The following is a 3,855-nucleotide window of genomic DNA, read 5'->3' as shown; positions in this document are numbered from 1 at the left end:
CTTGGTCGAGCGCCGCTGGCCGGGCCTATTTTTCCAGAACGTAGGTTCCGGGTGCGTCACCGATCGGCGGGTGGGCAGCACTACCCACAGTCATCGCCGTCGTTTTCCTTCCAGATCGGGCCTCGAGCCACTTGGCCCAATCCGCCCACCAGCTGCCGTCATGCTTTTGCGCGCCGGCCAGCCACGCCTCCGGCGTCTCGAACGCCGCCCCATCGGTCTCGTTCGTCCAATGGTACCCTTTACCTTTGGACGGTGGGTTGATCATCCCGGCGATATGCCCACTCGCCGCCAGCACAAAGCGCGTCTTCGCGCTCGTCAGTTGTGCGATCCGCCAGGCCGAACGCCAGGGCACGATGTGGTCCTTCTCAGCGCCGATCGCGTAGACGTCCTGCCGAATTCGGCGCAGATCGATGGGCTGACCGAGAAGAGAGAGTTTGCCCGGCTCGATCAGATTGTTCTCGAGATAGGTATTGTGGAGATAGAAGCTGTGCGCCCTCTGGGCCATACGAGTGCCGTCGCTGTTCCAGTATAGAAGATCGAGCGCGGGTGGCTTGTTCCCCATGAGATAATTATTGATGACCACGTTCCAGATCAGGTCATTGGAGCGCAGCAGACTGAACATATTCGCCATGTCGCTGCTGTCGAGATACCCCCGCTCGAGCATGCGCCGCTCCATGAACTCGATCTGTGGCTCATCCATAAAGACGGCCGTGTCACCGACTTCAGAGAAATCTTGTAACGAGACCATGAAGGTGGCTGGACCGAAGCGGTCGTCTCGCGACGCCGCCAAATAGGCGAGGGTCATTGCCAGCAACGTGCCACCAATGCAGTATCCGATCGGGTTGAGGTGCTCGGCCCCGGTGATCTCCCGCACCACGTTGCTCGCGGCCAGCGGTCCATCAGTCATATAGTCGTCGAAGGTGATGTCCTCCATTGAGGCGTCAGGGTTCTTCCAGCTGATCATGAACACCGAAAAGCCCTGCTCGAGAAGGAAGCGAACAAGACTGTTCTTCGGCTGCAAGTCGAGAATGTAAAACTTGTTGATCCAGGGCGGAATGAACAGCAGCGGTACCGCATAGGTCTGATTCGTCAGCGGCGCGTACTGGATGAGCTCGATGAGGCGATTGCGGTAGATGACCTTACCTTCCGTGAGGGCGAGGTTCTTACCGGGCGCAAACGCTTCGGTGTCCGTCATGCTCAGCCGACCCTCGCGCAGATCGGCAATAAGATGGCGCACGCCATCAGCCACGCTGCCGCCGCCCGTCTCGAATGCCCTGCGGAGAGCTGCCGGGTTGGTTGGCAGAAACAGTGTCGGGCTCGTCGCGTCCACCAACTGTCGAACGTGGAACATGAGTCAGAGTCGCTCGGTAGGGTCGAGAGTGTCTCGGCCGGCTTCCTCGAGAAGCTGGTCAGAAATGGCCAGATAGCTTTGCTTCAGCAGCCGAAAGAACGGGTGCTGTTCCCATTCGGGAGCATCGAAGCGTCGGTCGCTTTCGGTCCGAGGCCCCTTTTCCTGAGATTGAGGCGCTAGTCCCCACCACCCTGATGCGGCACCGATCCACGTCTCGGCTGACTCGCGCCACAGCTTCAAACTTAAGTTTGTGGCCACTATTGTCGTGTGCAACGGATTCGCCATCGAGCGGGCAGACAGCGTCGATAGAGCCTGCGTGATCGCCCCCCAGTCGATGGGCAGCAGCTTCTGGAGCGGGTTGGCCTGCCACAGTTGGTCGATTGCGGCGGGTAGCAGTTCGGCGCGAGGCCCCCGCTGTAGAATTAGCTTCTTCGTTTGGGTTTCCGCTGCACCTGAACCCCCGTTGTTCGGAACAGAGCGAGCGGTGGAGACGTCCTGCGCGGATTCAGGCGCGACCGTGAACGCGTTTTCTGGTGCTGCGCCATGTTGCCGAGTTTTCGGCAGGGGTGGCCGAGGCCGAACCCGTGATTTCGCTCCCTCTCGCCCTTCCGCGGCGCCCTGCTCTCGAGTCTTTCCCGAACCAGAGAAATCGCTCCGCAAAAGTGGGTTTCGTCGACCTCGGGGGCGTTGGATTGGACCTAGAGGGGAAGAGTTCATGTGAGCACCTGGCACCATTCAAGCTGGTGACGGAGAGATAACTCCGGATGTGATAGCTCTCTCAAGAATTCGCAAAACGTCAATGGTTGAGGAAAAAGCGAACCATCTCGCGGCTTGCATCCGGCCCTCGTGGATCGGTGAAGCTACCCAAGGGACTGCCACCCGACCAAGCATGGCCGGCTCCGTGAATGTCCCACTGCTCGAGGATCGCCCGTCCTTGCGCGTCGTTGTGGACGGTCCGCGTGTAAGCGAGTCCTCCCGGTGCCTCGCCGCTGTGCACCTTCGAGTTCAAGCTCGCAGTCATCTTCGAGTGTGCGATCACGTTATCTCCGTTACGAGGATGAACTACGATGTCCTGATCGCCATGGAACACAATGGTCGGGACAATCGGCGCGCTTCCCTCAGCCATCGAGAGGTCAGCGGTGCCCTGGCGCATTGCGGCGAAGGCCGACGGAAGATCGCTTGCTATCCCACACGGGAGGCCGGAGTGCACCCCAACCGCGGCGTAGAGATCCGGGTAGGCTTTCCCCATAACAACCGCGGCCGCACCTCCAGCTGAGAGCCCGGCGATGTAGATGCGTTCCGCGTCGACCGAGTAGTCGTGCATCACCATCCGCGTGATACCGGCGATCAGCGAAGGTTCACCGTGGCCACGCTGCTGGTCGCCCGGCCGGAACCAATTCCAGCCCTTCGAAGCATTGGCGGCTGCGGGTTGTTCCGGGTACGCAACGAGGAAGGTGCATTCCTCGGCGATCGTGTTCATGCGTGTGCCGGCGGCGAAGTCGTCAGCCGATTGGGTGCTACCGTGCAGCATGACGATCAAAGGGAGTGGCTGCCCCTTATAGGCGTTCGGCACATACAGTTTGTAAGCACGGGTTCCGGCATGGTTGCTGTAGGACTTGGCAACGAACTGTCCGCCTGCCGGGACAACGTCGGGGGTTGGGACCGAAAAAGGCTTGTCTTCTCCCGGTAGATTGAGTCCCTGGCCCAGCCGTTTGATGCGCTCGAACAAGCTACGCATCGTCTCTCGAAGGTGCCGCCAGGCTGATGACCAGGTCCCGATCGCAGCTTGAGCGTTGTGATCGGTCTTCGGTCCTTGTCCGGTGGACGAAGCGTGCTCTTTGCCGACCTCTTCGACTGTCTGGGCGATCGCCTCGATGGTGGGCGCGCTCATAAGTCGACGTAGCCGAGATTGATGGTGATCTTGCTGCTGCTGCGGCACATTTTGCACCATCCTGGAACCATCCCTATGCCATCCGCTGGATGGGTGGCACTCCTGGCGCTTTCAAGTGTCATCTGGTTTTTTTGCGGACGGCTTTTGGCGGGCCCACCGTCCTCAAGTCCGTGCATGGCCACGGCGGCAGACCGCAGGCGAGGTGGTAACTAGCCTACACAGACGGCGGCGACTCCACGACATGTCCTGAGACGCCGTTCCAGGATGCCGACGTCGGCCGATACCGCCGGCTATTGTCTCACTGGAAACGCGAAACTGCGTCCGCCCAGCCCCTCTGAAGTTCGACGAAAGCCTTCTGGCTGGCCCCGACCATGTCCTTCCATGCCTCCTCGTTGGCACCACGGACTTTCTCGGCAAGGTTCCTTGCTTCCTCGGCCTTGTCTTGCATTTGCTCCATACTCTTCTTGTACTCGCCGCGTGCCTGCTCGCCCGCCTGTTCGACCTTCCCCTGATAGTCCTTGACCTGAGCCTTCCAAATTTCGCTCTGGGCCTTTAGCTATCAGCAAAGCCGTTCTGTTCGGGGCGGGCGGAATTCGATGACCACTGCTTTGCA

At 60.1% G+C, this 3,855-nt stretch carries 2 protein-coding genes and 2 pseudogenes; all 4 read right to left on the bottom strand.

What is annotated here, in order from left to right:
• Nucleotides 1-25 precede the first annotated feature (25 nt).
• The gene (locus ABW043_RS22935; RefSeq protein WP_502908657.1) at nt 26-1,021 is read right to left on the bottom strand and encodes a PHA/PHB synthase family protein; all 996 of its coding nucleotides are present in this window, start codon (nt 1,019-1,021) and stop codon (nt 26-28) included.
• Nucleotides 1,022-1,048: 27 nt separating this feature from the next.
• Nucleotides 1,049-1,636 (bottom strand): annotated as a pseudogene (locus ABW043_RS22930) (class I poly(R)-hydroxyalkanoic acid synthase); the annotation flags it as partial.
• A 511-nt stretch (nt 1,637-2,147) separates the two neighbouring features.
• Complete coding sequence (locus ABW043_RS15985; RefSeq protein WP_353922195.1) at nt 2,148-3,302, bottom strand: extracellular catalytic domain type 1 short-chain-length polyhydroxyalkanoate depolymerase; 1,155 nt, start codon at nt 3,300-3,302, stop codon at nt 2,148-2,150.
• Between the two features lie 238 nt (nt 3,303-3,540).
• Nucleotides 3,541-3,786, bottom strand: a pseudogene (locus ABW043_RS22925) (sll1863 family stress response protein); the annotation flags it as partial.
• Between the last annotated feature and the right edge of the window lie 69 nt (nt 3,787-3,855).

The sequence above is a fragment of the Devosia sp. genome (assembly GCF_040509215.1).
In the GTDB taxonomy this organism is placed as follows: Bacteria; Pseudomonadota; Alphaproteobacteria; order Rhizobiales; family Devosiaceae; genus Devosia.
This window is presented reverse-complemented; position numbering and strand designations above follow the sequence as displayed.

What these genes read in the sequence shown, in the direction of transcription:
- ABW043_RS15985 (WP_353922195.1), bottom strand. Translation starts at nt 3,302, where the DNA reads ATGGTGCAAAATGTGCCGCAGCAGCAGCAAGATCACCATCAATCTCGG.